Here is a 20,160-nt window from a genome sequence, read left to right on the forward strand (position 1 = left end):
CCGGAAGATGCGCATTACAATGTTCGATCAAGTAAGGAGAGGCATATGGCCGAGTCCACCATCACCGCTAAGGGGCAGACGACGGTACCGGCGGATATCCGGGCGCTTGTGCACGCCGAGGCGGGTACGCGCCTGGTCTGGTCCGTGATGCCTGACGGCACCATCATCGTTCGCGCCAAGACCAAGTCCATCCTCGACATGGCCGGCATGCTGAAGGCGCCCAAGGGCAAGCGTGTTGCCATTGAAGCGATGAACCCCTGGCGCTGATGCCGGCGCTCGACACCAACGCCCTGGTCCGTTACGTCGTTGAGGACGACGCAGCGCAGCTGGCCGCGGCCAGGCGGCTTATCCGCAAATGCGTCAGCGAAGGCCAGACGCTGTTCGTGCCGGTGACCGTGACACTGGAACTGGAGTGGGTACTGCGCGCGAGCTTTGAATTCACCAAAGAGGAGGTGATGCAGGTGTTGTCGAGCCTGTTTTCGGCCGCCGAGCTGACCTTCGAATCGGAGCGCGCTCTCGAGGTTGCGCTGCAGCTATACCGGGAGAACGCCGCCGACTTCGCGGACTGCCTGCACGTCGCGCTGGCGGCGCAGGCCGGTGAGTTGCCGCTGTGGACTTTCGACAAGAAAGCCGCCAAGGTCAACGGGGCACAGTCGATAGGCCGCTGACGGGCCAGGACGTTCATCTACCCCGCTCAAAAGGAGCAGGGGGCGGTCACACCCGCTCGAAGATCGCAGCAATCCCCTGGCCGCCGCCGATGCACATCGTCACGAGCGCATACCGGCCGCCGGTGCGCTGGAGGTGGTACAGCGCCTTGGTCGCGATCGCCGCCCCTGACGCGCCGATCGGATGGCCCAGCGCGATTGCGCCGCCGTCCGGGTTGGTCTTCGTTGGGTCGAGCTCCAGCGCGCGCGACACCGCGATCGCCTGCGCAGCGAACGCCTCGTTCGACTCGATGACGTCCATCTGGTCCAGCGTCATGCCGGCCTTCTTGAGCGCAAGCCTCGTCGCCGGAATCGGGCCTTCGCCCATGATCTCGTTGGACACGCCGGCGACCGCATAGGAAACCAGGCGCGCCATCGGCTTGTAGCCGCCTTTTTGCGCTGCTTCTGCATCGGCCAGCACGAAGAACGCGGCGCCATCGTTGATGCCCGATGCGTTGCCCGCCGTCACGCTGCCATCCTTCTTGAACGCGGGCTTCATCTTCGTCAGGGCTTCGAGCGTGGTTGTGGCCTTGACGTGCTCGTCGGTGTCGAAGGTGACCTCGCCTTTGCGCGTCTGCGTCACGATAGGCACGATCTGCGACTTGAAGTGGCCCGCGGCGATGGCCGCTGCGGCGCGCCGGTGCGACTCCACCGCCAGCTCGTCCTGCTGCTCGCGGGTGATGCCCCATTTGGACACCAGGTTCTCGGCGGTGATGCCCATGTGGCCCACGCCGAACGGGTCCGAGAGCGTGGCCACCATCATGTCGACCATTGCGGCATCGCCCATCCGCGCGCCGTTGCGCATCGTCGTCGCCAGGTAGCCGGCGCGCGACATCACTTCGACGCCGCCGCCGATGCCGAACTCGCAATCGCCGAGCAGGATGTTCTGCGCGGTGCTGACGATGCCCTGCAAGCCGGACGAGCACAGGCGGTTCACACCCATCGCCACGGAATCCATGGGCAGCCCTGCCTGGATGCTGGCCACCCGCGCCACGTAGGCAAAGCGTTTGTCGGTGGGGATGCAATTGCCCACCGTGACGTAGTTGATCTGCTTCGGGTCGACGCCCGAGCGGGCGATCGCCTCCTTCATCACGGTGCCCGCGAGCTCGTGCGGCTCGATGTCGGCGAGCGAGCCGCCGAAGGTTCCGATGGGGGATCTGGCCGCGGCCAGGACGACGACTTCACGCTTGATCATGGAGGCAACTTTATGGAAATTAGCGAGCGGCGTGGGTGAACCAGAGCTCGCGATAGGTCATCCAGCCGGTGCGCGCGGCGAACTGGCTGGTGCGGTAGTCCTGCGACATGGCGCTGGAGTTTGCCAGATCAGGCTCGGCTGCCGGTGCCGGACGGGGGTTCGACCACAGGGCCCACGACGCCGCCGCGAGGCCAAGCACGAGGACCAAAGCCTTGGCGCGCATGAGCATCTCCGACGGGACCCGTCAGCGCCAGTTCGCGCTGAACACGCTGCCCCAGGTCGCGTCGGTCGGCGTGTTGACGGGGTGGTTGTAGGGCACCGCATGGGCGGCAGGCGCGGCCGCGTGGCCTTGCGGCTCTGCGTCGATGGTCGATGCGGCCGCCAGGGTCGCCGCAGCGGCCGCCGCCAGAATGAAAGCGCCTGTTCGCCGAGGATTCATCACAACTTCCTTTCGAATGCCGGTTGCGGTCCCGAGCCGCATTTCCAACTTTCCATGGCGCCGAAGGCGCTTCGGAGGCGGGCTTTCACTTCAGCTCATCTCCATCAGCGCGTAGTCCGCCTTGCCGGCCCCGCACTCCGGGCAGAACCAGTCCTCGGGCACGTCTTCCACGCGGTGCCGCTGTCCGGGTCGCCCAGGGCCTCGTCGTAGACATGTGCGCAGAAGTCGCATTGCCACTGTCGGGTCATTCTACTATATGCATAGTATACGTATAATTGAACTCGTGTCAAGCGCAGCCATGCCAAGGGGTCCAGGACAATAATGGGCCGGACACTCACACAAAGAGGGCCACTGCTTGACCCGGTCTGCCAAACCAACTACCGCGCTCGACTTCCCCCGCCCGCTGGTCACAGTCGACATCGTGATCTTCTGCATCCTGGAAGATGCGCTCAAGGTGCTGCTGGTCCGCCGGCCGGCCGAGCCTTCCGATCCTTTTCCCGGCCGTTGGGCCCTGCCTGGTGGGTTCGTGGACGTCGCGCGCGACAAGACCTTGCAGGGCTGCGCCGCGCGCAAGCTCGCCGAGAAGACGGGCGTTTCGACTTCCTACCTGGAACAGCTGGGCAGCTGGGGCAGCGCCGACCGTGACCCGCGCGGCTGGTCAGCCACGCATGCGTTCTTCGCGCTGATCCCGGCCCAGGGCGTCACGCTGCAGAAGGGTGCTAACGCGCAGGAGGTCGAGTGGGCCGAAGCCGAGTCGGCGTCGCGCAAGCGGCTCGCGTTCGACCATGGGGAGATCCTGGGCGCCGCCCTGGCACGCTTGCGCAGCAAGGTGGAATACACGTCCTTGCCCGCGTTCCTTCTCAACGAACCGTTCACCCTGCCCCAGCTGCAGCGCACCTACGAGATCGTGCTGGGCCGGCCCGTGGACAAGAGCGCATTCCGCAAGCGCATGCTCGACAGCGCGTTCATGGAAGAAGCCGGCATGGTCGACGGCGCTTTCGGCCGGCCCGCGATGGGCTACCGGCTGCGTGACCGCTCGCAGGCGACCCTGTTCCCCCGGACGTTCAGCCCCCGCGACAGCGCCGGCGGCTGAGGCCGGACGGCCCTCCCCACACTCCGGGCCGTTGCGCCCTTTCAGAAAGAACTTGAACTTCGCCCTATTGAGTTGTACTATACAACTTATCAAGGTTGCACAATACAACTCACAAGGAGCACATCATGTTCGGCTTCCGGTTCATCAAGGCCCAACCCACCACCCACCTGCTGCAGTTCCGCAAGGGCCGCGTGGTGCGCGAGGGCGCCGGCCTGTCTTTCTTCTATTACGCGCCCAGCAGCAGCCTGGTGGCGGTGCCGGTCGCCAGCCAGGCCAGCGACTTCATGCTGGAGCTCGTCACCAGCGACTTCCAGGGCGTGACGGTGCAAGGCGAGATCAGCTTCCGGGTGAAAGACCCGCGGCGCACGGCCGCGATGATGGACTTTTCGCTGGCTGCCAACGGCAAGGGCTATGCCTCGGACGATCCGCGGCGGCTGGCCGACCGCGTGGCGATGCAGGCCAAGGTCATCATCCAGCAAGCGGTCCAGGCACTGGACCTGAAACAGGCACTCAAGGCGTCCGCCGCCATCGCCCGCGCGGCGCAGCAGCAACTGGGTGCGCAGGCCGAGATCGACGCGCTGGGCCTGCAGATCCTGGGCGTGTCCATCGTCGCGATCAAGCCCACGCCCGACATCGCACGGGCGCTCGAAGCCGAGGCCCGCGAGTCCAACCTGAAGGCGGCCGACGACGCGGTCTACCTGCGGCGCATGGCGTCGGTGCAGAACGAGCGGGCCGTCCGCCAGAACGAGCTGGACACCGAGATCGCGGTGGAGCAGAAGAAGCACCAGATCCAGGAGGCGCAGATGGAAGCCAAGGCCGCCGTCATGCGCCGGGGCAACGAACTGCGCGGCGAACAAATGGGATCGGACATCGAACTCGAGCAACGGCGCAAAGACCTGGTCGAAGGCCAGGCGCAGAACACGCGCATGCTGGCCGAGGCCGAAGCGCACAAGGTCAGCACCTTGATGCAGGCGCTGGAGAAAGCCGACCCGCGCGTGGTGCAGGCGCTGGCGGCTGTCGGCATGCAACCCGCCCAGCTGATCGCGCAGGCCTTCGGTGGCATCGCCGACCGGGCTGAGCGCATCGGGCAGCTGAACATGTCGCCCGAGCTGCTGAATTCGCTGATGCGCAAGGAGGTGGTGTGAACACGCAAACGCGATTGGTTGGTGGCGTGGAGCGCAAGGTGGTGCTGGTGACGCGCCGCACACGCCTGGAAGAACTGGTCGTGCGGCACAACACGCTGGCACAAGCGAAGTTCTACGTCGAGCATCTGGGCGCTGACTTCGGCGACTACCTCGTGGAGAACGAGGCCTACGCCAGCAGCCTGCGCACCGCCGCGCAGGCCCTGGAGACCTGGGGCCGGCACCAGATCATCGAGCGGCAGATGCTGCCCAACTTCGTCTTCGGCGCCTCCGACATCGTGGTGGCGCTGGGGCAGGATGGGGTGGTCGCCAACACGATGAAGTACCTGGAAGGCCAGCCGCTCATTGGCGTCAACCCGGAACCCGCGCGCTGGGATGGCGTGCTGCTGCCCTTCGCACCGCACGACCTCGGCAGGGTCTTGCCCGAGGTGGCGGCAGCCGTTCGGCCCATCAAGGCCGTCACCATGGCACAAGTCACGCTGTCGGACGGCCAGACCCTGCGCGCTGTCAACGACCTGTTCATCGGCCCGCACAGCCACACCTCGGCGCTGTACGAGCTTAGCCATGGCGGCAGAAGCGAATTCCAGTCTTCGTCGGGGCTGATCGTCTCCACCGGCCTGGGCTCGACGGCCTGGATGAAAAGCCTGGTCACCGGCGCGATGGCGCTGGCGCAATCGCTGGGCCGGCCCGGCCAAGAGCTGACATACCAGCCGCTGGCCTGGGATGCACCCGCGCTGGATTTCGCGGTGCGCGAACCATTCCCCAGCCGCGCCTCGCAAACCAGCCTGGTGCACGGCCGCTTCGGCAGCAACGATCCGCTGCGGGTGCGCTCGCGCATGCCGGACAACGGCGTGATCTTCTCGGACGGCATCGAGGCCGATTACCTGCGCTTTACCGCCGGCATGGAAGCCACAGTATCGATTTCGCCGGTGCAGGGCCGGCTGGTCCATTAGCATGACACTCGGAGGCCTTATGAAACGCAATATCCAGCTCCTCATCATCGACCCGCAGAATGACTTCTGCGACCTGCCTGCCGATTGGCGGCCGAACGATCCCGTGACAGGAAAGCCCATTGCGCCCGCCCTGCCCGTGGCCGGTGCACACGCCGACATGCTGCGGCTGGCCGATCTCATCCAGAAGGGCTCGGCCGGCATCTCGGGCATCACTGTCACGCTCGACTCGCACCATCGGTTCGACATCGCGCACCCGATGTTCTGGAAGACGGGCAGTGGCGGCGAGGTGACGCCATTCACCCCGATTACCGCCGCCCAGGTGCGCTGCGGCGAATACCTGCCGCGCGATACCACTGCGTTGCCCCGCGCGCTGGCGTACCTCGACGCACTGGAAGAGCGCGGCCGCTACACGCTGATGGTTTGGCCCGTGCACTGCGAGATCGGCAGTTGGGGCCACAACGTGCACGCCGCCGTGAAAGCCACGTACAACGGTTGGGAAGAAGCACGGCTGGCCATGGTGCGCAAGGTCGGCAAGGGCAGCAACCCCTGGACGGAGCACTACAGCGCCATGCAGGCGGAAGTGCCCGACAGCGAAGACCCGGACACCGAACTCAACACGCGCCTGATCGCCAGTCTCGACGAAGCCGACCTGATCGTGATCGCCGGCGAAGCCAGCAGCCACTGCGTGAAAGCGACCACCGAACACATCGTCGAGCACTTGCCATCCGGCAATGCGGCCAAGGTCGTGCTTGTCACCGATTGCATGAGCCCGGTGGGGAGCTTCGAGGCGCAGCACGCCGCCTTCCTGGAAGACATGGCCCGCCGCGGCGTGGCCCTGAATACGGCGGCGCAGGTTCTGGCCACTTTGAACGACAACGCCTGAACGGCATCAAGAGGAAGTCACCATGGACCCCATCATCCGCAGCCTGCTGGACACGGACCTCTACAAGTTCACCATGTGGCAGACGATGCTGCACCGCCACCCGCAGACGCAGGCCGAGTACAGCTTCGTCTGCCGCAACGAGCCTGCTTATCCACTCGCGGAACTTCTGGGCGACGTCAACGAACAGCTCGACCACCTGTGCAGCCTGCGCTTCGAGCCGGACGAGCTGGCCTACCTGGGCGCCTTGCGCTACATCAAGAGCGACTTCGTCGACTTCATGCGCATCTTCCGCTTCCAGCGCGAGTTCATCACCGCCAGCGTCGAAGGCCCGGTGCTGCACATCCGCTCCCTGGGCCCGCAGGTTCACACCATGGCTTTCGAGATCTTCGTGCTGGCCATCGTGAACGAGCTGTATTTCCGCCGGTTCGATCGCGACGCGGCGCTGGCGCAAGGACGCAAACGCCTACAGGACAAGATCGCGCTCCTGCGCACCTTCGAGAAGGAGCCGCCGCGCCGGCACCCCTTCGAGTTTTTCGACTTCGGTGTGCGCCGCCGCTATTCGCGCGATTGGCAGCGCGAAGTGGTGGCCACCTTCAAGAACGAAGTGCCGCAGTATTTCAAGGGCACGTCCAATGTGTTGCTGGCGAAGGAACTCGACCTCGTGCCCATCGGCACCATGGCGCACGAGTACCTGCAGACCTACCAGGCGCTGGGCTTCCGGTTGCGTGATTTCCAGAAGGCCGCGCTGGAGGGCTGGGTGCAGGAATACCGCGGCGACCTCGGCGTTGCGTTGACGGACGTGGTGGGCATGGACGCCTTCCTCGCCGACTTCGACCTGTACTTCGCCAAGCTGTTCGACGGTCTGCGGCACGACTCCGGCGACCCGCTGGTGTGGGGCGAGAAAGCGCTGGCGCACTACGTGAAGCTGCGCATCGACAGTCACACCAAGCGCCTGGTGTTCTCCGACGGCCTCGACCTGGAGACGGCAATGAAGCTTTACCGCGCATTCGCCGACCGCGCGCAAACCGGTTTCGGCATCGGCACCAACCTCACCAACGACGTCGGGCTGGTGCCGCTCAACATCGTGATGAAGCTGACCGGCTGCAATGCGCAGCCCGTGGCCAAGCTGTCCGACAGCCCCGGCAAGACGCTGTGCGACGACCAGACCTTCCTGGCTTACCTGCGGCAGGTGTTCAACGTGACTGCCCTGGCATGAGGTTGCGATGCTGAAGATCACGGCGGCGCAAATCAATCCCACCATTGGGGACATGTCGGGCAATGTGGCGCGGATGATCGCCGCCGCCCGCCAGGCCCGGGCCGACGAAGCGGAGCTGGTGGTGTTCCCCGAGCTGTCGCTCACGGCCTACTATCCGGGCGACCTGCTGGAGGAAGAAGGCTTCATGGAACGCGTGGAGTCGGCCTTCCAGGAACTGCTGGCCGCGTCGCGGCAGATGCCTGCGTTGTATTGGGTGATCGGCCTGCCGGTGCGCCACGAAGGCAGAGGCAAGCGGCTGCGCAACGCGCTGCGCGTGATCAAGGGCGGTGACGTGCTGCTCGAATACGCCAAGCAGTTGCTTCCCACCTACAACATCTTCGACGAGCGGCGCCATTTCGAGCCGGGGCCGGACGTGGCCCGCGTGCTGCGCATCCGCGACGTGCAGGTCGGCCTGATGATTTGCGAGGACGGCTGGAACGACGAAGGCCTGGACTACGGCGTGAACCCGTTCGACCGCCTGCGCGATGCGGCGCCCGACCTGGTGGTGTCGATCAACGCGAGCCCCTCCAACGTCGGCAAGCGCGAGCAGCGGCATCGCATCTTCACCGCCGCGAGTTCGCGCAACGCCTTGCCCATCTTGTACGTGAACCAGGTCGGCGGGCATGACCAGCTGGTCTACGACGGCGCTTCGTTCGCGGTCGAGCCGCAAGCCGGTGCGGTATGGGAAGCGCGCCGGTTCGAAGAAGACGTCACCACGCTGCTCTTCGACGGTGGCCGCTTTCTTACCGCGGCGGGCGAGGCGCCACCCGCTGTCCCGGCCGAAGGCTTGCCCACGCTGGAGTTCTACCGCCGGCAAGTCGTACTGGGCCTGCGTGACTACGCGCGCCGCTGCGGCTTCGGCAAGGCGGTGGTCGGCTGTTCCGGCGGCATCGACTCGGCGTTGACGCTCGCGCTCGCGGTGGAAGCGCTCGGCGCCGGCAACGTCGCCGCCATCACCATGCCTTCGCGCTTTTCGTCGGAAGGCTCGGTGAGCGATTCCGAAATCCTCTGCCGCAACCTGGGCATACCGCTGTTGCAGCACCCCATCGCCGATCTCGTCGCGGGATTCGCTTCGGGGTTCGACGGCGCGTTCGGCACCGCGCTGCAGGGCGTCCCGCTGGAGAACCTGCAAGCGCGCATTCGCGGCACCATCCTGATGGAATACTCCAACAGCTTCGGCCACCTGCTGCTGACCACCGGCAACAAGTCGGAGATCTCCGTGGGCTACTGCACGCTCTACGGAGACACGAACGGCGGGCTGGGCCTGATCGGCGACCTGTACAAGACGGAAGTGTTCGCGCTGTCGGCACACATGAACCAGACGGCCGGCAGAGAGTTGATTCCGCAGGCCATCATCGACAAGCCGCCGTCGGCCGAACTGGCCCCCGGCCAGAAGGACGCCGACAGCCTGCCGCCCTACCCGGTGCTGGACGAGGTGCTGAAGTTCCTGATCGAGGGGCCTCGCCTGGCAACGTGGGAGTACGACAGCGCCGCTGCTTTCGTCGGCGACCTGCGCACGCGGGACGACGGACGCGCCCTGGTCGCCCGCGTCAAGCAGATGATCGCGCGCAACGAATACAAACGCCGGCAAGCGCCGCCCATCATCCGCGTCCGGGCACGGGCCTTCGGCTCGGGACGGCAAGTGCCCATCGCGGCGAAATTTTCGTGAGAGCCCCATGACAACACCCAACAAACAGCACGACGCCGCCGTTTTCGTCGGACGCTTCCAGGCTTTCCACAACGGCCAGCTGGCGCTGCTGCGGCGCGCGCTCGCCGCGGCGCCACTGTGCATCGTCGTTCTCGGTTCCGCCTTCCAGGCGCGCTCGCCCAAAAACCCGTTCTCGTGGCAGGAGCGCGCGGAGATGATTCGCCTGGCGCTGCCGGAGGCCGAGCGCGAGCGGCTGCGCTTCCTGCCGGTGCGCGACTACTACAACGAGGAGCGCTGGGTCGCGGCCGTGCGGCGCGGCGTGGCGGAAATCGCGGGCGCAGGCTCCGTCGTGCTGGTCGGGCATTTCAAGGACGCAACCAGCCAGTACCTGCGCGCCTTCCCCGGATGGACGCTCGACGACGCCGGGCGGCAAGGCAACATCGACGCCAGCGGATTGCGCGACGCCTACTTCGGCGCGCACGCCGACGCCTCGCTCGACGCCGCGCTGGCGGCACTGGTCGACTTGGCGCCGGCCACCACGCTGCAATTCCTTCGCGCATGGGCGGCCCTGCCGCATTACCCGGTGCTGGCCCAGGAATGGGAAAGCCTGCGCGACGAGAAGGCGAAGTGGAGCAGCGCGCCCTACCCGCCGGTGTTCGTCACCGTCGATGCGGTCATCAAGTGCAGCGGGCAGGTGCTGCTGATCGAGCGCGGGCGGCACCCGGGCAAGGGCCTGTACGCGCTGCCGGGCGGATTCCTCGAGCAGCGCGAGACGGTCTACCAGTCCGTCTTGCGCGAACTGCAGGAAGAGACCGGCATGCAGCTGCTCGACGACGACATGCGCCATGCGCTGAAAGCCGTCCAGGTGTTCGACCACCCGGACCGCAGCCAGCGCGGCCGCGTCATCACGCACGCGCACCTGTTCGACCTGGGCGCGCGCCGGCCTCCACAAGTGCAGGCCAGCGACGATGCATCGGCCGCCGAGTGGGTGCCGATCGAACAGCTGGCCGCCATGGAAGCGCGGTTCCACGACGACCACTTCCACATCCTCGATTTCTTCTTTGGGTTGACGGCGGACGAGGACACCGCCAAGTGACTATCAGTGAAATCGACCGGTATCGCGGTTGCCTGCTCGGGTTGGCGTGCGGCGACGCAGTCGGCACTACGGTGGAGTTCAACCCGCGCGGTACGTTCGCACCCGTTACCACCATGACCGGTGGAGGTCCGTTCGGCCTTGCCCCCGGCGAATGGACCGACGACACTTCGATGGCGCTGTGTCTTGCAGCCAGCCTCGTCCATCGGTGCGGGTTCGATGCGACCGATCAGATGAATCGGTACTGCAACTGGCGCAGTGTGGGCTATTTCAGCAGTAACGGCCGCTGCTTCGATATCGGGATGACGGTCGCGGCAGCGTTGGACCGCTATCTCGTCACGTCGGAACCGTTTGCTGGCGATCCTGACCCGCGCTCGGCCGGCAACGGCGCCCTCATGCGGCTCGCCCCGATCTCCATGTACTACCGCGCCAGCGCAGACGACACATTCGTTTACGCCGGCGAAAGCACCCGCACCACTCACGGAGCACGCGAGGCGATCGACTGCTCGCGCCTGTTTGGCCTGCAGCTTCGGGAGGCTCTGATGGGTGCCGACAAGACGGCCATCCTCGGCGTTCGTGCGCCTGAGCCGTTCGGCCCGAAGGTTGCTGCCATCGCGACCGGGCAGTTCCTGGACCGCACCTATGAAGACATCAAAGGCTCGGGCTACTGTGTCGAATCGTTGGAAGCTGCACTCTGGTGCTTCTTCAATACCAGCTCATTCGAGGCAGCCGTGCTCGCGGCCGTCAATCTGGGCGATGACGCGGACACCACGGCGGCGATCTGCGGCCAGATTGCTGGCGCGCACTACGGCGTAGGCGGCATCCCCGCTGACTGGCTTCGCCTGCTCACAATGCGGGACGAAATCGACGCGCTGGCTCACAGCCTCCACGCCCCCAACGCCAGCCATTGTTGACCGCCAGAAAGGCGGCTCAGCGGCGCACCACCCCCGTCGCCGAGACGATCGCCGTGTCCACGAACGAAGCCCCTTCGTGCGACTGCGGTGAAAAGCTGATGAAGTAGTCGCCCAGGTCCGACCGGTGCGCTTGCCGCGCGTTGCGCGCACGGGCGCGGCTGCGCGCGCGAATGACATGCGCCGGCGGCAAAGGCTTTGCGATTTCGCGCTTCGAGACGCCAAAGACGGCAAAGGTTTTTCGCGGGCTGCTCAGCAGAATCTCGGGCAATCGGGAGGGGCAGGAGTCTTCCGATCACACGCGGCGCCGCGGCGTTGCGCCATCTGCAGAAAAACCGAGACACCACGAAAGGAAGATTTCATGCGTTCATTTCCCAATGGGAACAAGGGCTTGTTGGCATTCGCGGCGCTGGTTGCGTGCGCGGGCACGGCCAGCGCCCAATCGGCCGTCACGCTCTACGGCGTCGTCGACCTCGGACTGGAGCAAACCCGGCTCAGCCCCGGCACCAGCACCACGCGCCTGACCAGCGGCATCGACTCGGGCAGCCGCTGGGGCCTGAAGGGCACGGAAGACCTGGGTGGCGGCTTGTCCGCTTCGTTCCAGATCGAGAGCGGGTTCGACGCTTCCACAGGTGCGGGCGGTGGCGCCGGCGGCGGGCTGATGTTCAACCGGCAATCGTGGGTGGGCCTGAACGGAGGCTTCGGCTCGGTCAAGCTGGGCCGCCAGTACACACCGTACTTCTCGGCGCAGGGCGCGATCGATCCTTTCGGCCTGGGCTTCGTCGGCGACGCTTCCGGCATGATCGCCGTGTTCCGGCACTACGGCGTGCGCATGAACAACACGATCAACTACAGCACGCCCAGCTTCGGCGGCTTCTCGGGCGAGGTCGCGTACGGCCTGGGCGAAGTGGCGGGCAGCCACTCGACCGGCAGCCAGTTCGGCTTGCAGGGCACCTATGAGGGCGGCCCACTCACCGCGGTGGCGGCGTACCACAAGCAGGGCCAGGTGGCAGCCGGCGCCGACGCGGGCGACAACCGCAGCGCGCTGGTCGGTGCCGCATACGACTTCAAGGTGGTGAAGCTCCACGGCGCGTTCGCGGACAACCGCGACACGAGCGCCGGTGGCGCGACCACGGGCCGCAGCCGCGACCTGATGCTGGGCGTCAGCGCGCCGGTGGGCGCCGCCACGCTCATGGCCTCGTACATGCAGCACCAGGACCGGCTGGCTTCGAACGCCGACTCGCGCTTCTGGGGCATCGGCGCGTCGTACCCGATCTCCAAGCGCACCAACTTCTACTCGTCCTACTCGCGCATCACCAACGACGCCGGCGGCGCGCTGGGTTCCGGTGCGGCGGGCGTCAACGTCAGCTGGTTGAACTTCGGCATCCGCCACAAGTTCTGAGCCCCACGAGCCAAGTGAGAAGCACGGCATGAGCCCCCTGGACGCGGACGCCCTCGAATGCGTGGCGGCGATTTTGGAAGAAGGCAGTTTCCACGGTGCGGCGCGGGTGCTGTCGATCACGCAGTCGGCGGTGTCCCAGCGCCTGCGCGCGCTCGAAGACCGGATCGGCACACCGCTCATCGTTCGAACGCGCCCGCTGAAGGCCACGGCCGCGGGCGCGGTCGTCCTGAAGCACGCGAGCCAGGCGCGGCTGCTGCGCGCCGACGTGGAACGCGATTTGCGCGAGCTCGCGCCGGGCTCGGCCAAGCCCGGCCGCAAGACCGAGCGCGTGTCGATCGCCATCGGCGCCGACAGCATCGCCACCTGGGCCCTGCCTGCGCTCGACGCGTTGGTGAGCCGCGGCCTGCTATTGGAGATCATCAGCGACGACCGCCACTTCACGCACGAGTCGCTGCGTGAAGGTCATGTGGTCGGCTGCGTCAGCCCCATGAAGCAGGCGATCCGGGGTTGCCACGTGGTGCCGCTGGGGACGCTGCGCTACGCCGCCGTGGCTGCCTCGGCGTACGCGAGCCAGCATTGCCCGGCGGGTTTGACACCGCACAACTTCGCGGCGCTGGACTTCGTGGCGGTGAACCGCAAGGACGACATCCAGGCGGAATTCGTCGGGCGGGCTTTCGGCCTGCGCGAGGTGGGCCTGCGCCAGCTCCTGTTGCCCGGCCCCGAAGCCCAGATGCGTGCGGTTATGGCCGGCTGGGGAGCGGGCGTGGTGCCCGAACTACTGGCCACACCAGGGCTGGAGCAAGAGACGCTGGTCGATTTGCTGCCAGGCTTCCGCCTTTCGGTTCCGCTCTACTGGCATTGCTGGCAGCTGGAATCGGAAGTGCTGGAGCAGCTCACTTCGGCCCTGCGCCAGGCGCGGCCGGGGCAGGACTATTCCTTGGAGGCCTTGCGGATCGGCAAGCCCGCGAACGGCTTCAGCGTTCGAAGCGCGAATGCCGAGCGCGTTTCGCGAACGCCGGGCAACGAAGCCGCCACTTTGGTGATGAAGTCCGCGTAGCTGTCCATGTCTTGCGAGACGACACGCAGCAGGTAGTCGCCGGAGCCGGAGACAAGGTGGCAGGACACGATCTCGTCGATCACCGCCACGGCCGCTTCGAACTGCTGGATGTGCCGCTCGTCGTGGGTGTGCACGCTGACGGACAGGAACGATTCGATGCCGAAGCCCAGGAGACGCGCATCGATGTGCGCGTGATAGCCGCGGATCAGCCCGCTCTCTTCGAGCTTCTTGATCCTGCGCCACACGGGCGTGTTGGTCAGGTTCAGCTGCGCGGCGAGATCCGAGCTGGACAGCCTCGCATCGCGCTGCAGCTGCTCGAGGATGACGATCTCGACATCGGTCAGTTCGACGGCACGGCTCACGGGGCTTCTCCTTGCAAATGGGGCGCGCTGGAGCCGGTGCTCGCGGCGGCCGCAGCCGCCAGCTTCGGCAGATGCGCCTGCTCGTAGTCCAGCATCTCCATCAAGTGGTGCATCACTTCGTCGCCGATCTCGTTGGCTCGCCACAGGCGGATCAGCTCCGCGCGTTCGGCCTTGATGGCCGCGTGTTGCAGGCGGTTGACCAGCTCCATGCGCGGCGTCAGTTCCGTGCCGTCCGACGCCGCCAGCGCGATGCGGTCTGCGATCTCCGCCTTCAGCGAATGCGCCCACTGCGCGGGAACGTTTTCAGCGGCCATCACCTCGTCGATGGCCGCGAGCGCCACCGCGCTCATGGCCGCGCGCACGCGCAGTTGCTCGTCGTGCAGGCTCCAGTTGGAACCGACCTTCAGCCGCCGGATCAGCGCGGGCAGCGTCAGGCCCTGGCCGACCAGCGTGGTGATGATCACCGCGAAGGTGACGAAGATGATCAGGTCGCGATGCGGGAAGGGCGCACCGCCCGGCAAGGTGAGCGGCAGCGCCAGCGCCGCGGCCAGTGAGACGATGCCGCGCATGCCGCACCAGCTGATGATCACCAGCTCGTTCTTGTCGGGGCGCGGCTTCGCGTCGCGCAGGTTGCCGCTCAGGCGTTGCGGCAAGTAGGCCACCGGGAAGACCCAGGCGAAGCGGACAGCCACCGCCACGGCAGTGATGCTGACCGCGATGGCGGCCAGCAGCGCCGGCGGATACTGGCCGAGGTTGCCCACCACGCTGCGCATCTGCAGGCCGATCAGGATAAACACCAGGCTGTTGAGAAGGAACACCAGCAGGTTCCATACCGAGCGGGCCATGATGCGCATCTCGGCCGACACGATCTCGGGTGCGTAGCGCCCCCGCACCAGCCCCGCCGCAACCACCGCCAGCACGCCCGACATGTGCACCGATTCGGCCGCCAGGTAGGCCGTGTAGGGAATGGTGAGCACCGTCAGAACCTCGATGAACGGGTCGCCGAGCTTCTTGTGCACGCCGATGTAGACGAACGCCAGCAAGATGCCCACGCCGATACCGCCCACCGACACCAGCGCGAACTGCGCCGTCGCTTCCATGAACGAGAAGGCGCCGGTGAGCACCGCCGCGACGGCGAACTTGTACAGCACCAGGCCCGACGCATCGTTGACCAGGCTTTCGCCTTCCAGGATGGTGACGATGCGGCGCGGCATGTTCAGCCGCGACAGGATGGCCGTGGCCGCCACCGCGTCGGGCGGCGACACGATGGCGCCCAACACGAAGGCCGCCGCCCAAGGCACTTCCGGCACCAGCAGCTTCAACGTGGCGCCGACGGCCAGGGTCGTCACCGCGACAAGGCCGATGGCCAGCAGGCCGATCGGCCGGATGTTGGCCTTGAAGTCCGTCCACGACGTGAGGAGCGCGGCCTGGTAGAGGATGGGCGGCAGCACCGCCACCAAAATCAATTGCGGATCGAACGCGTACTGCGGCAGGTTGGGGGCCAGCCCCAGCGCGGCGCCGCCCGCCACCAGCGCGATGGGATAGGGGAACTTGAAGCGGCGCGCCACCCAGCCCAGCGCGACGGCGCTCAGGAGCAGCAGCAACAGGAGTTCGAAGAGGGCCATGGGAGCGGAAGGAGGCGGCGGGAGAAAGCGTCGGAAGGCGGCGAAAGCGGACGCCGGATTATGGCGGGGGCACCCCGGAACGTCCAAGTGCGGCTGCAGCTTCGGGCCCGTTTTTGGCGGTTCGTCGCGCCAGCCTGCAGTCCGTCGCATCCCGCTGGCGGCGGGCCGGTGCGGTGCCTAAAGTCCACTCCATCGAACCAACCCGCCTTCTGGAGCCCACAAATGAACACCACCGCCGCCACCCGCTTCGCCGCCCTGCAACCCCTCGTGTCCGTGCGTTCGCGCGTGGCCGCCGCGCTGGCCGTGGTGGGCGTGATGGCCCTGGCCTCGCTCGCCGTGCAGGACGCCAGCCACCAGGCCGTGCACACCGCGGCCGTGTCCTTCTCGAACGGCCCGGCTCACGTCACGCTGGCACCGGTGCAGATCGTCGGGCGCCGCGCCAGCCTGGACGCGAACAGCATCTGAAAGAGGCGTGGCCGGTCAGGCGAACACCGCCGCCAGCCGCCGCACCGCCTCTTCCGACTCGGCCCGATCCACGCGGGCATCCTCATTGTTGAAGTCGCGCGGGCCCTGCGCCTGGACCAGCAGGCCGTCACGGCGCGGGACCATGGAGACGTGGACACCGCGCAGGTACAGCGCGTAGTCCACCTCGGGTTGCGGCACCAGCCGCGCCGTCTGCCCGCGGATCGGGACGATGGTTGTGTCCCCGAACAAAGCCTTCGCCCCATAGCCCGTGCAATTGACGATGGTGCGCTCGCGCAAGCCGGCGATCTGGCGGGCATGCGCGAAATCGCGCTGTTCGATCTCACCGCCCTCGCGTAGGAAATCGTCCATCAGCAAGCGCTGGTAACTGGCCAGGTTGAAGACCATCTGCGTGAAGCGGCGCACGTGGGGTGCCTTGAACGGATGGTGTTCGGGCCGCAGCGTCACCGCGCGCGGCCGCAAATCCTGAATGGAAGCGTCCAGCTCCGCGTAGTCCGGTTCGTCGTTCGGCCCGGTGTCCGGCAGCGGCTCGCCGAACGGGATGTCGGACAGCACGTAGCCGTCGTGCCAGGCCACTGGCTCGCCCGGCAGGCCCAACAGGGTCTGCCAGGTCTTGAATGAAGCCCGCGCCATCGCCTCCCACTGCGCCGCGACGACGGGCGTCGCATGCTCGGCCGCGTACAGCCGCGAATCGGGACTCCACACGCCCGTGGCGGCGGACGAACGAACTTCGGGCGGCCGCTCCTTGCAGTAGATGCGCACGCGCAGGCCGGCGCGCTGGGCCACGCGGGCGGTCGTCAGGCCGATGGCACCGCAGCCGATGATGGCGATGTGCCGCTCGCGCGTCGCGAGCACCAGCGGCAGCGCGCGCAGGGCGGAGCCCCAAGACAAAGACCAGCCGCTGCCACCGTGGCCGTAGTGATGCACGACGTTCTTGCCGTGCAGCCGCTGCGCCTCGATGCGTGGGCCTTGCGGACGGAAAGGCCGGGTGCAGACCGCGAAGTCGATGAGGCGGTCGGGCTGGGCGCGGACGGGGGCCAGCGGCGAGGCCGGGCGGAACGCGGGCTTCGCGGGAGCGGCTGTTTCATCCGCGAGGGCGCCGAAGACGGACAGGCCGCCCAAGGCGCCGGGGATCGATTGAAGGAGCTGTCGGCGTTGCACGGCGCATGTTACCCGGCGCGCAGGCGTGAGCGCGGATGGTCTTTTGTCGCAACTGCTAAGATTTGCCTTCACGCGGCCGAGGAAGAGGGAATGATGCTCCAGTGGGTTTCGGTCACGACCGTCCATGCGCCCGCGTGGCTGATCCGCCTGCACGCTGCCTACATGAAGCTCCTCGGAGCGGAACTTTGCGTGTACTTCGTCGACCGCCCGGCCAGCTACACCGAAGCCGAGTTGTCCGAACTGTCGCAGCACGCGAAATTGTTCCTGTGCGACGACGACTTCTGGCGGTCGTTCGGCGGCCGGCCGGAGAATATCGCGGACCGGCAATTGAGCAACGTGGGCTTCGCCCGCTCCCAGGTTGACGCCAAGTGGTTCCTGCACATCGACATCGACGAGTTTCCCCACGTCGCGCTCGATATCGGCCGCATGCTGGATGGCGCTCCGAGTGAGGTTTCAGAGTTTCACTTCCAGAACGTCGAGCGGCTCATCCTGCGTGGGGGTGCGCACTGGCATGACGGGTTGCTCCGCCTGCCGAACTTCGACATGAAACTGCAGTCGCGCCACTATGGCCAGCGCACGCGCTTTCTGGGCGCCGGGCTGTCCAGCTACTTTCACGGGAAGTCGCTCGTGAAAAACGCGCCGCGCGTGATGCAGGGCGTGCACACGAGCATGCACGTGCTCGCGCACTGGGAGCTGGTGCGGATGACGATCCCGTTGCACGAAGGCTTTTTGGTGCACTACCCCTGCATCTGCCTGCAGCATCTTGTCTTTCGCTTGCGGCGCAACAAGTTTCGCGATCCGGGCGTGCGGAAATTTCGGCACGAGCACAGGCTCGACGAGTTCATGTTCGGGCCCGATGCCCGCCCCGAGAACATCGACAGCGCGGCGGGCGCGCTGCACACCTGCACCCCGGAGCAGGCCAGCACCTGGTCGGAGGTGGGCTTGTGCCGAAGCATTCCTGCCGCGTACCTGGAGCGGTTCGAGCAAGCCGCGGGGGGGGCCGATGTCCTCAAGATGGATTTTGCGGAGCGGTCGCTGGCGGAGTTTTATCGGGATTGATCGGCAGGCGTTGGCCGGCTTCGCAATGCCCGCGCAGCGCAGCTACGGGCATGGCAGTGTGGCGTCAGATGGCAGGGTCGTCAGCCAGATGGGCTTCTTCGCCCCGCGAGCGCTTCGTCTCGCGATAGGACGCCATGGCCTTCTCGTTGCTCGCGTCGTACGTGACGTCGTCAGCGCTCGCGACCGTCAGGCCGTCCAGACCGGAGAGCTCGCGAAGTTGCGTCGCCAGGTCATCTGATCCTCCGGCCTTCCGCACGAATTGACCGAGATATGCATCGAGATACCTGCCGCCCGGATTCTTCAATTCGCGGGCGAGAGCATCCAAGTAGGCCTCTTTGTTCGTTGCTGGCCAATCCACCAGTATCTTGGCTCGACGGCACAACTCTGTGTGCACCAGCATCATGGTGCGCCCATTGCCGTCGAGGAACGGGTGGGCCCAAGCGAAGGCGCCCATGATTGCGCCGGGCTTCTGCTGCATCTGGGTGGTGCTATTGCCCATTTCGAATCCCCACTGGATTGCTTGAGCAATGCGATCCGCGCGCTCAAAATCGACCACGCCGCCCCTGTTGACCTGCGTAGCCACTCCTAGATGCTCACGGTCCTGACCCGCCCAAGGATAGAACTCTGCGAAGAGCATCTCGTGCACCTTGCGAAAGTGCACGTAGGTGACAGGACCCCGAATTCGGTGGAGGAAGGTGAGCGCCTTTTCAAGATGGGCCTCAAAGAAGACTTTCTCCTGGGCCTTGACCAGCGCGAGGTCCTTTTCGGCCTCGATGTTTCTAAGGTAGCCGGCGATGTGGAAGTCCCCGAACGGGTCGAACGGCATCTTGCTGCTCTCTCATGTGGTTGGTCATCAGGCGGGCAAGCTGCGGACCATTGATGACGGACTGCTTGCGCAGCGTGGCAAGAAGCTTCCCTGTCGCGTCCAGGCGCTCGTCATCCCCGGCAAGGCGGGTGACGGCCTCAGCGAAGTCATCAAGCTGCGTACGTGTGTAGACGACGCCGTGAGCTTTTGCCAAACGCGCTACGAACGCTCCCACCCCCTTATTGGGCAGCTGAGTGACGTCGTCAGGCAGCTCGAACGTTCCCGTACGGCGCTTGCGCCGGCGCTCAGCGAAAGGCGATGCACCGCCTGCACGCGGCAAGTCACTGGCAAATTTCTGTTGAAAGGCTGGGCGGCTCAATTTTGATTCGACTTGCGGGACGCTGGCGGCATGGCCGGTTTTGGCTTGAATCTCGCGGGCGAGCACATCAGGCGGGGCAGACAACTCCAACTTGCCCTGCGAATCGACAATTGCCTTCGCGTACACACCCGGACTCAGGCGCACAAGGCGGCCAGCGGTGATGAGGCGGTTGATGGCCTCCGTGAGTTGGCTCTTGCTCCCGAGCTGAGCGAGCTCACGCCGCAGGACGATGTGGTCCGCGCGCTTGGCCAGTGACACCCGCAACTTGCTTTCCAGTTTCATGCCGCTATCCGAATTGATAGGCCGTTTGGATCGACAAGGTTCATTTTATCCTGCGCAGAAACCTCAGTAAAGTCAATTAGTTACGTGGTTTCGCCGTGCCGGCACACAGGCCCATTTGGTGCTCGGCTGAGGAGTCATTCGACTCCCCATGCCATGGAGAGCTGCTACGGCCATTCGGACCGCTGCCCGCCACCACCAGTCGCCCCTACCGCCCCCACCCCTCCAACAC

At 66.1% G+C, this 20,160-nt stretch carries 22 protein-coding genes and 2 pseudogenes; 14 read left to right on the top strand and 10 right to left on the bottom strand.

Annotated elements, in window-relative coordinates; all coding sequences use genetic code 11:
- The first annotated feature begins 45 nt into the window (after positions 1-45).
- Positions 46-267 (top strand): type II toxin-antitoxin system PrlF family antitoxin, encoded by a 222-nt coding sequence (locus EEB15_RS05795; protein ID WP_141508561.1) that lies wholly within the window; start codon positions 46-48, stop codon positions 265-267.
- On the top strand, positions 267-668 hold the full coding sequence (locus EEB15_RS05800; RefSeq protein ID WP_141508562.1) for a PIN domain-containing protein: 402 nt from the start codon (positions 267-269) through the stop codon (positions 666-668). Before EEB15_RS05795 ends, EEB15_RS05800 begins: the two co-directional genes overlap by 1 nt.
- A 46-nt stretch (positions 669-714) precedes the next feature.
- Here EEB15_RS05800 and EEB15_RS05805 read toward each other — a convergent pair whose 3' ends face one another.
- From EEB15_RS05805 to EEB15_RS05820, 4 genes and pseudogenes are all read right to left on the bottom strand, one after another.
- Positions 715-1,899 (bottom strand): acetyl-CoA C-acyltransferase family protein, encoded by a 1,185-nt coding sequence (locus tag EEB15_RS05805; protein WP_141508563.1) that lies wholly within the window; start codon positions 1,897-1,899, stop codon positions 715-717.
- Positions 1,900-1,918: 19 nt separating this feature from the next.
- Complete coding sequence (locus tag EEB15_RS05810) at positions 1,919-2,122, bottom strand: hypothetical protein (RefSeq protein ID WP_141508564.1); 204 nt, start codon at positions 2,120-2,122, stop codon at positions 1,919-1,921.
- Positions 2,123-2,143: 21 nt separating this feature from the next.
- Positions 2,144-2,338, bottom strand: a complete 195-nt coding sequence (locus EEB15_RS05815) for a hypothetical protein (RefSeq protein ID WP_141508565.1) — start codon at positions 2,336-2,338, stop codon at positions 2,144-2,146.
- 90 nt (positions 2,339-2,428) lie between these two features.
- Positions 2,429-2,586 (bottom strand): annotated as a pseudogene (locus EEB15_RS05820) (rubredoxin).
- A 107-nt stretch (positions 2,587-2,693) separates the two neighbouring features.
- On the opposite strand from EEB15_RS05820, the gene EEB15_RS05825 reads away from it, so the two are divergent.
- The 8 genes from EEB15_RS05825 to EEB15_RS05860 all read left to right on the top strand — a co-directional run bounded on the left by EEB15_RS05825 (position 2,694) and on the right by EEB15_RS05860 (position 11,319).
- Positions 2,694-3,431, top strand: coding sequence for an NUDIX domain-containing protein (locus tag EEB15_RS05825; RefSeq protein WP_141508566.1), 738 nt, complete (start codon positions 2,694-2,696; stop codon positions 3,429-3,431).
- A gap of 125 nt (positions 3,432-3,556) precedes the next feature.
- On the top strand, positions 3,557-4,576 hold the full coding sequence (locus EEB15_RS05830) for an SPFH domain-containing protein (protein WP_141508567.1): 1,020 nt from the start codon (positions 3,557-3,559) through the stop codon (positions 4,574-4,576).
- Entirely contained in the window at positions 4,573-5,526 is a 954-nt protein-coding gene (locus EEB15_RS05835; RefSeq protein ID WP_233259362.1) for a sugar kinase, read from the top strand. The genes EEB15_RS05830 and EEB15_RS05835 overlap by 4 nt, the downstream gene beginning before the upstream one ends.
- A 19-nt stretch (positions 5,527-5,545) precedes the next feature.
- The gene (locus EEB15_RS05840) at positions 5,546-6,409 is read left to right on the top strand and encodes a cysteine hydrolase (RefSeq protein ID WP_141508568.1); all 864 of its coding nucleotides are present in this window, start codon (positions 5,546-5,548) and stop codon (positions 6,407-6,409) included.
- Positions 6,410-6,431: 22 nt separating this feature from the next.
- Positions 6,432-7,625 carry a nicotinate phosphoribosyltransferase gene (gene pncB, locus EEB15_RS05845; protein ID WP_141508569.1) on the top strand — a complete coding sequence of 398 codons (1,194 nt, stop codon included), beginning with the start codon at positions 6,432-6,434 and terminating at the stop codon, positions 7,623-7,625.
- Between the two features lie 7 nt (positions 7,626-7,632).
- The gene (locus EEB15_RS05850) at positions 7,633-9,333 is read left to right on the top strand and encodes an NAD+ synthase (RefSeq protein WP_141508570.1); all 1,701 of its coding nucleotides are present in this window, start codon (positions 7,633-7,635) and stop codon (positions 9,331-9,333) included.
- Positions 9,334-9,340: 7 nt separating this feature from the next.
- Complete coding sequence (locus EEB15_RS05855; RefSeq protein ID WP_141508571.1) at positions 9,341-10,408, top strand: bifunctional nicotinamide-nucleotide adenylyltransferase/Nudix hydroxylase; 1,068 nt, start codon at positions 9,341-9,343, stop codon at positions 10,406-10,408.
- 2 nt (positions 10,409-10,410) lie between these two features.
- On the top strand, positions 10,411-11,319 hold the full coding sequence (locus EEB15_RS05860; protein ID WP_141508653.1) for an ADP-ribosylglycohydrolase family protein: 909 nt from the start codon (positions 10,411-10,413) through the stop codon (positions 11,317-11,319).
- Positions 11,320-11,335: 16 nt separating this feature from the next.
- Here the strand turns inward: EEB15_RS05860 and EEB15_RS33595 are convergent, their stop codons facing one another.
- Positions 11,336-11,587, bottom strand: a complete 252-nt coding sequence (locus tag EEB15_RS33595) for a hypothetical protein (RefSeq protein WP_158289996.1) — start codon at positions 11,585-11,587, stop codon at positions 11,336-11,338.
- A 90-nt stretch (positions 11,588-11,677) separates the two neighbouring features.
- On the opposite strand from EEB15_RS33595, the gene EEB15_RS05865 reads away from it, so the two are divergent.
- Complete coding sequence (locus tag EEB15_RS05865; protein ID WP_158289997.1) at positions 11,678-12,718, top strand: porin; 1,041 nt, start codon at positions 11,678-11,680, stop codon at positions 12,716-12,718.
- 28 nt (positions 12,719-12,746) lie between these two features.
- Complete coding sequence (locus tag EEB15_RS34165) at positions 12,747-13,775, top strand: ArgP/LysG family DNA-binding transcriptional regulator (RefSeq protein ID WP_141508573.1); 1,029 nt, start codon at positions 12,747-12,749, stop codon at positions 13,773-13,775.
- Here the strand turns inward: EEB15_RS34165 and EEB15_RS05875 are convergent.
- Together EEB15_RS05875 and EEB15_RS05880 are read right to left on the bottom strand one after the other, a co-directional pair.
- Positions 13,757-14,137 (bottom strand): annotated as a pseudogene (locus EEB15_RS05875) (Lrp/AsnC family transcriptional regulator); the annotation flags it as partial. The gene EEB15_RS34165 and the pseudogene EEB15_RS05875 sit on opposite strands and share 19 nt — an antisense overlap.
- Complete coding sequence (locus tag EEB15_RS05880) at positions 14,134-15,762, bottom strand: Na+/H+ antiporter (RefSeq protein ID WP_158289999.1); 1,629 nt, start codon at positions 15,760-15,762, stop codon at positions 14,134-14,136. The gene EEB15_RS05880 and the pseudogene EEB15_RS05875, both read right to left, overlap by 4 nt.
- A 222-nt stretch (positions 15,763-15,984) precedes the next feature.
- Here EEB15_RS05880 and EEB15_RS05885 point away from each other — a divergent pair, with 222 nt between their 5' ends.
- Entirely contained in the window at positions 15,985-16,227 is a 243-nt protein-coding gene (locus EEB15_RS05885; protein WP_141508576.1) for a hypothetical protein, read from the top strand.
- Positions 16,228-16,242: 15 nt separating this feature from the next.
- Here the strand turns inward: EEB15_RS05885 and EEB15_RS05890 are convergent, their stop codons facing one another.
- Positions 16,243-17,406, bottom strand: a complete 1,164-nt coding sequence (locus EEB15_RS05890; protein WP_199236461.1) for an FAD-dependent oxidoreductase — start codon at positions 17,404-17,406, stop codon at positions 16,243-16,245.
- Between the two features lie 90 nt (positions 17,407-17,496).
- On the opposite strand from EEB15_RS05890, the gene EEB15_RS05895 reads away from it, so the two are divergent.
- Positions 17,497-18,465: a hypothetical protein gene (locus EEB15_RS05895; protein ID WP_141508578.1), complete on the top strand. Its 969-nt coding sequence runs from the start codon at positions 17,497-17,499 to the stop codon at positions 18,463-18,465.
- 64 nt (positions 18,466-18,529) lie between these two features.
- On the opposite strand, the gene EEB15_RS05900 is transcribed toward EEB15_RS05895, so the two are convergent.
- Both EEB15_RS05900 and EEB15_RS05905 read right to left on the bottom strand, forming a co-directional pair.
- Complete coding sequence (locus tag EEB15_RS05900) at positions 18,530-19,291, bottom strand: Fic family protein (protein WP_141508579.1); 762 nt, start codon at positions 19,289-19,291, stop codon at positions 18,530-18,532.
- A complete protein-coding gene (locus EEB15_RS05905) occupies positions 19,245-19,931 on the bottom strand; it encodes a type IV toxin-antitoxin system AbiEi family antitoxin domain-containing protein (protein ID WP_141508580.1) in 687 nt (228 codons plus the stop codon). Before EEB15_RS05905 ends, EEB15_RS05900 begins: the two co-directional genes overlap by 47 nt.
- Between the last annotated feature and the right edge of the window lie 229 nt (positions 19,932-20,160).

Source organism: Ramlibacter sp. WS9, from assembly GCF_003797765.1.
Taxonomy (GTDB): domain Bacteria; phylum Pseudomonadota; class Gammaproteobacteria; order Burkholderiales; family Burkholderiaceae_C; genus Ramlibacter.

Coding starts and splice junctions, on each gene's coding strand:
- EEB15_RS05795 (WP_141508561.1), top strand. CDS start 46: ATGGCCGAGTCCACCATCACCGCTAAGGGGCAGACGACGGTACCGGCG.
- EEB15_RS05800 (WP_141508562.1), top strand. CDS start 267: ATGCCGGCGCTCGACACCAACGCCCTGGTCCGTTACGTCGTTGAGGAC.
- EEB15_RS05805 (WP_141508563.1), bottom strand. CDS start 1,899: ATGATCAAGCGTGAAGTCGTCGTCCTGGCCGCGGCCAGATCCCCCATC.
- EEB15_RS05810 (WP_141508564.1), bottom strand. CDS start 2,122: ATGCGCGCCAAGGCTTTGGTCCTCGTGCTTGGCCTCGCGGCGGCGTCG.
- EEB15_RS05815 (WP_141508565.1), bottom strand. CDS start 2,338: ATGAATCCTCGGCGAACAGGCGCTTTCATTCTGGCGGCGGCCGCTGCG.
- EEB15_RS05830 (WP_141508567.1), top strand. CDS start 3,557: ATGTTCGGCTTCCGGTTCATCAAGGCCCAACCCACCACCCACCTGCTG.
- EEB15_RS05840 (WP_141508568.1), top strand. CDS start 5,546: ATGAAACGCAATATCCAGCTCCTCATCATCGACCCGCAGAATGACTTC.
- pncB (WP_141508569.1), top strand. CDS start 6,432: ATGGACCCCATCATCCGCAGCCTGCTGGACACGGACCTCTACAAGTTC.
- EEB15_RS05850 (WP_141508570.1), top strand. CDS start 7,633: ATGCTGAAGATCACGGCGGCGCAAATCAATCCCACCATTGGGGACATG.
- EEB15_RS05855 (WP_141508571.1), top strand. CDS start 9,341: ATGACAACACCCAACAAACAGCACGACGCCGCCGTTTTCGTCGGACGC.
- EEB15_RS05865 (WP_158289997.1), top strand. CDS start 11,678: ATGCGTTCATTTCCCAATGGGAACAAGGGCTTGTTGGCATTCGCGGCG.
- EEB15_RS34165 (WP_141508573.1), top strand. CDS start 12,747: ATGAGCCCCCTGGACGCGGACGCCCTCGAATGCGTGGCGGCGATTTTG.
- EEB15_RS05880 (WP_158289999.1), bottom strand. CDS start 15,762: ATGGCCCTCTTCGAACTCCTGTTGCTGCTGCTCCTGAGCGCCGTCGCG.
- EEB15_RS05885 (WP_141508576.1), top strand. CDS start 15,985: ATGAACACCACCGCCGCCACCCGCTTCGCCGCCCTGCAACCCCTCGTG.
- EEB15_RS05895 (WP_141508578.1), top strand. CDS start 17,497: ATGATGCTCCAGTGGGTTTCGGTCACGACCGTCCATGCGCCCGCGTGG.
- EEB15_RS05900 (WP_141508579.1), bottom strand. CDS start 19,291: ATGCCGTTCGACCCGTTCGGGGACTTCCACATCGCCGGCTACCTTAGA.
- EEB15_RS05905 (WP_141508580.1), bottom strand. CDS start 19,931: ATGAAACTGGAAAGCAAGTTGCGGGTGTCACTGGCCAAGCGCGCGGAC.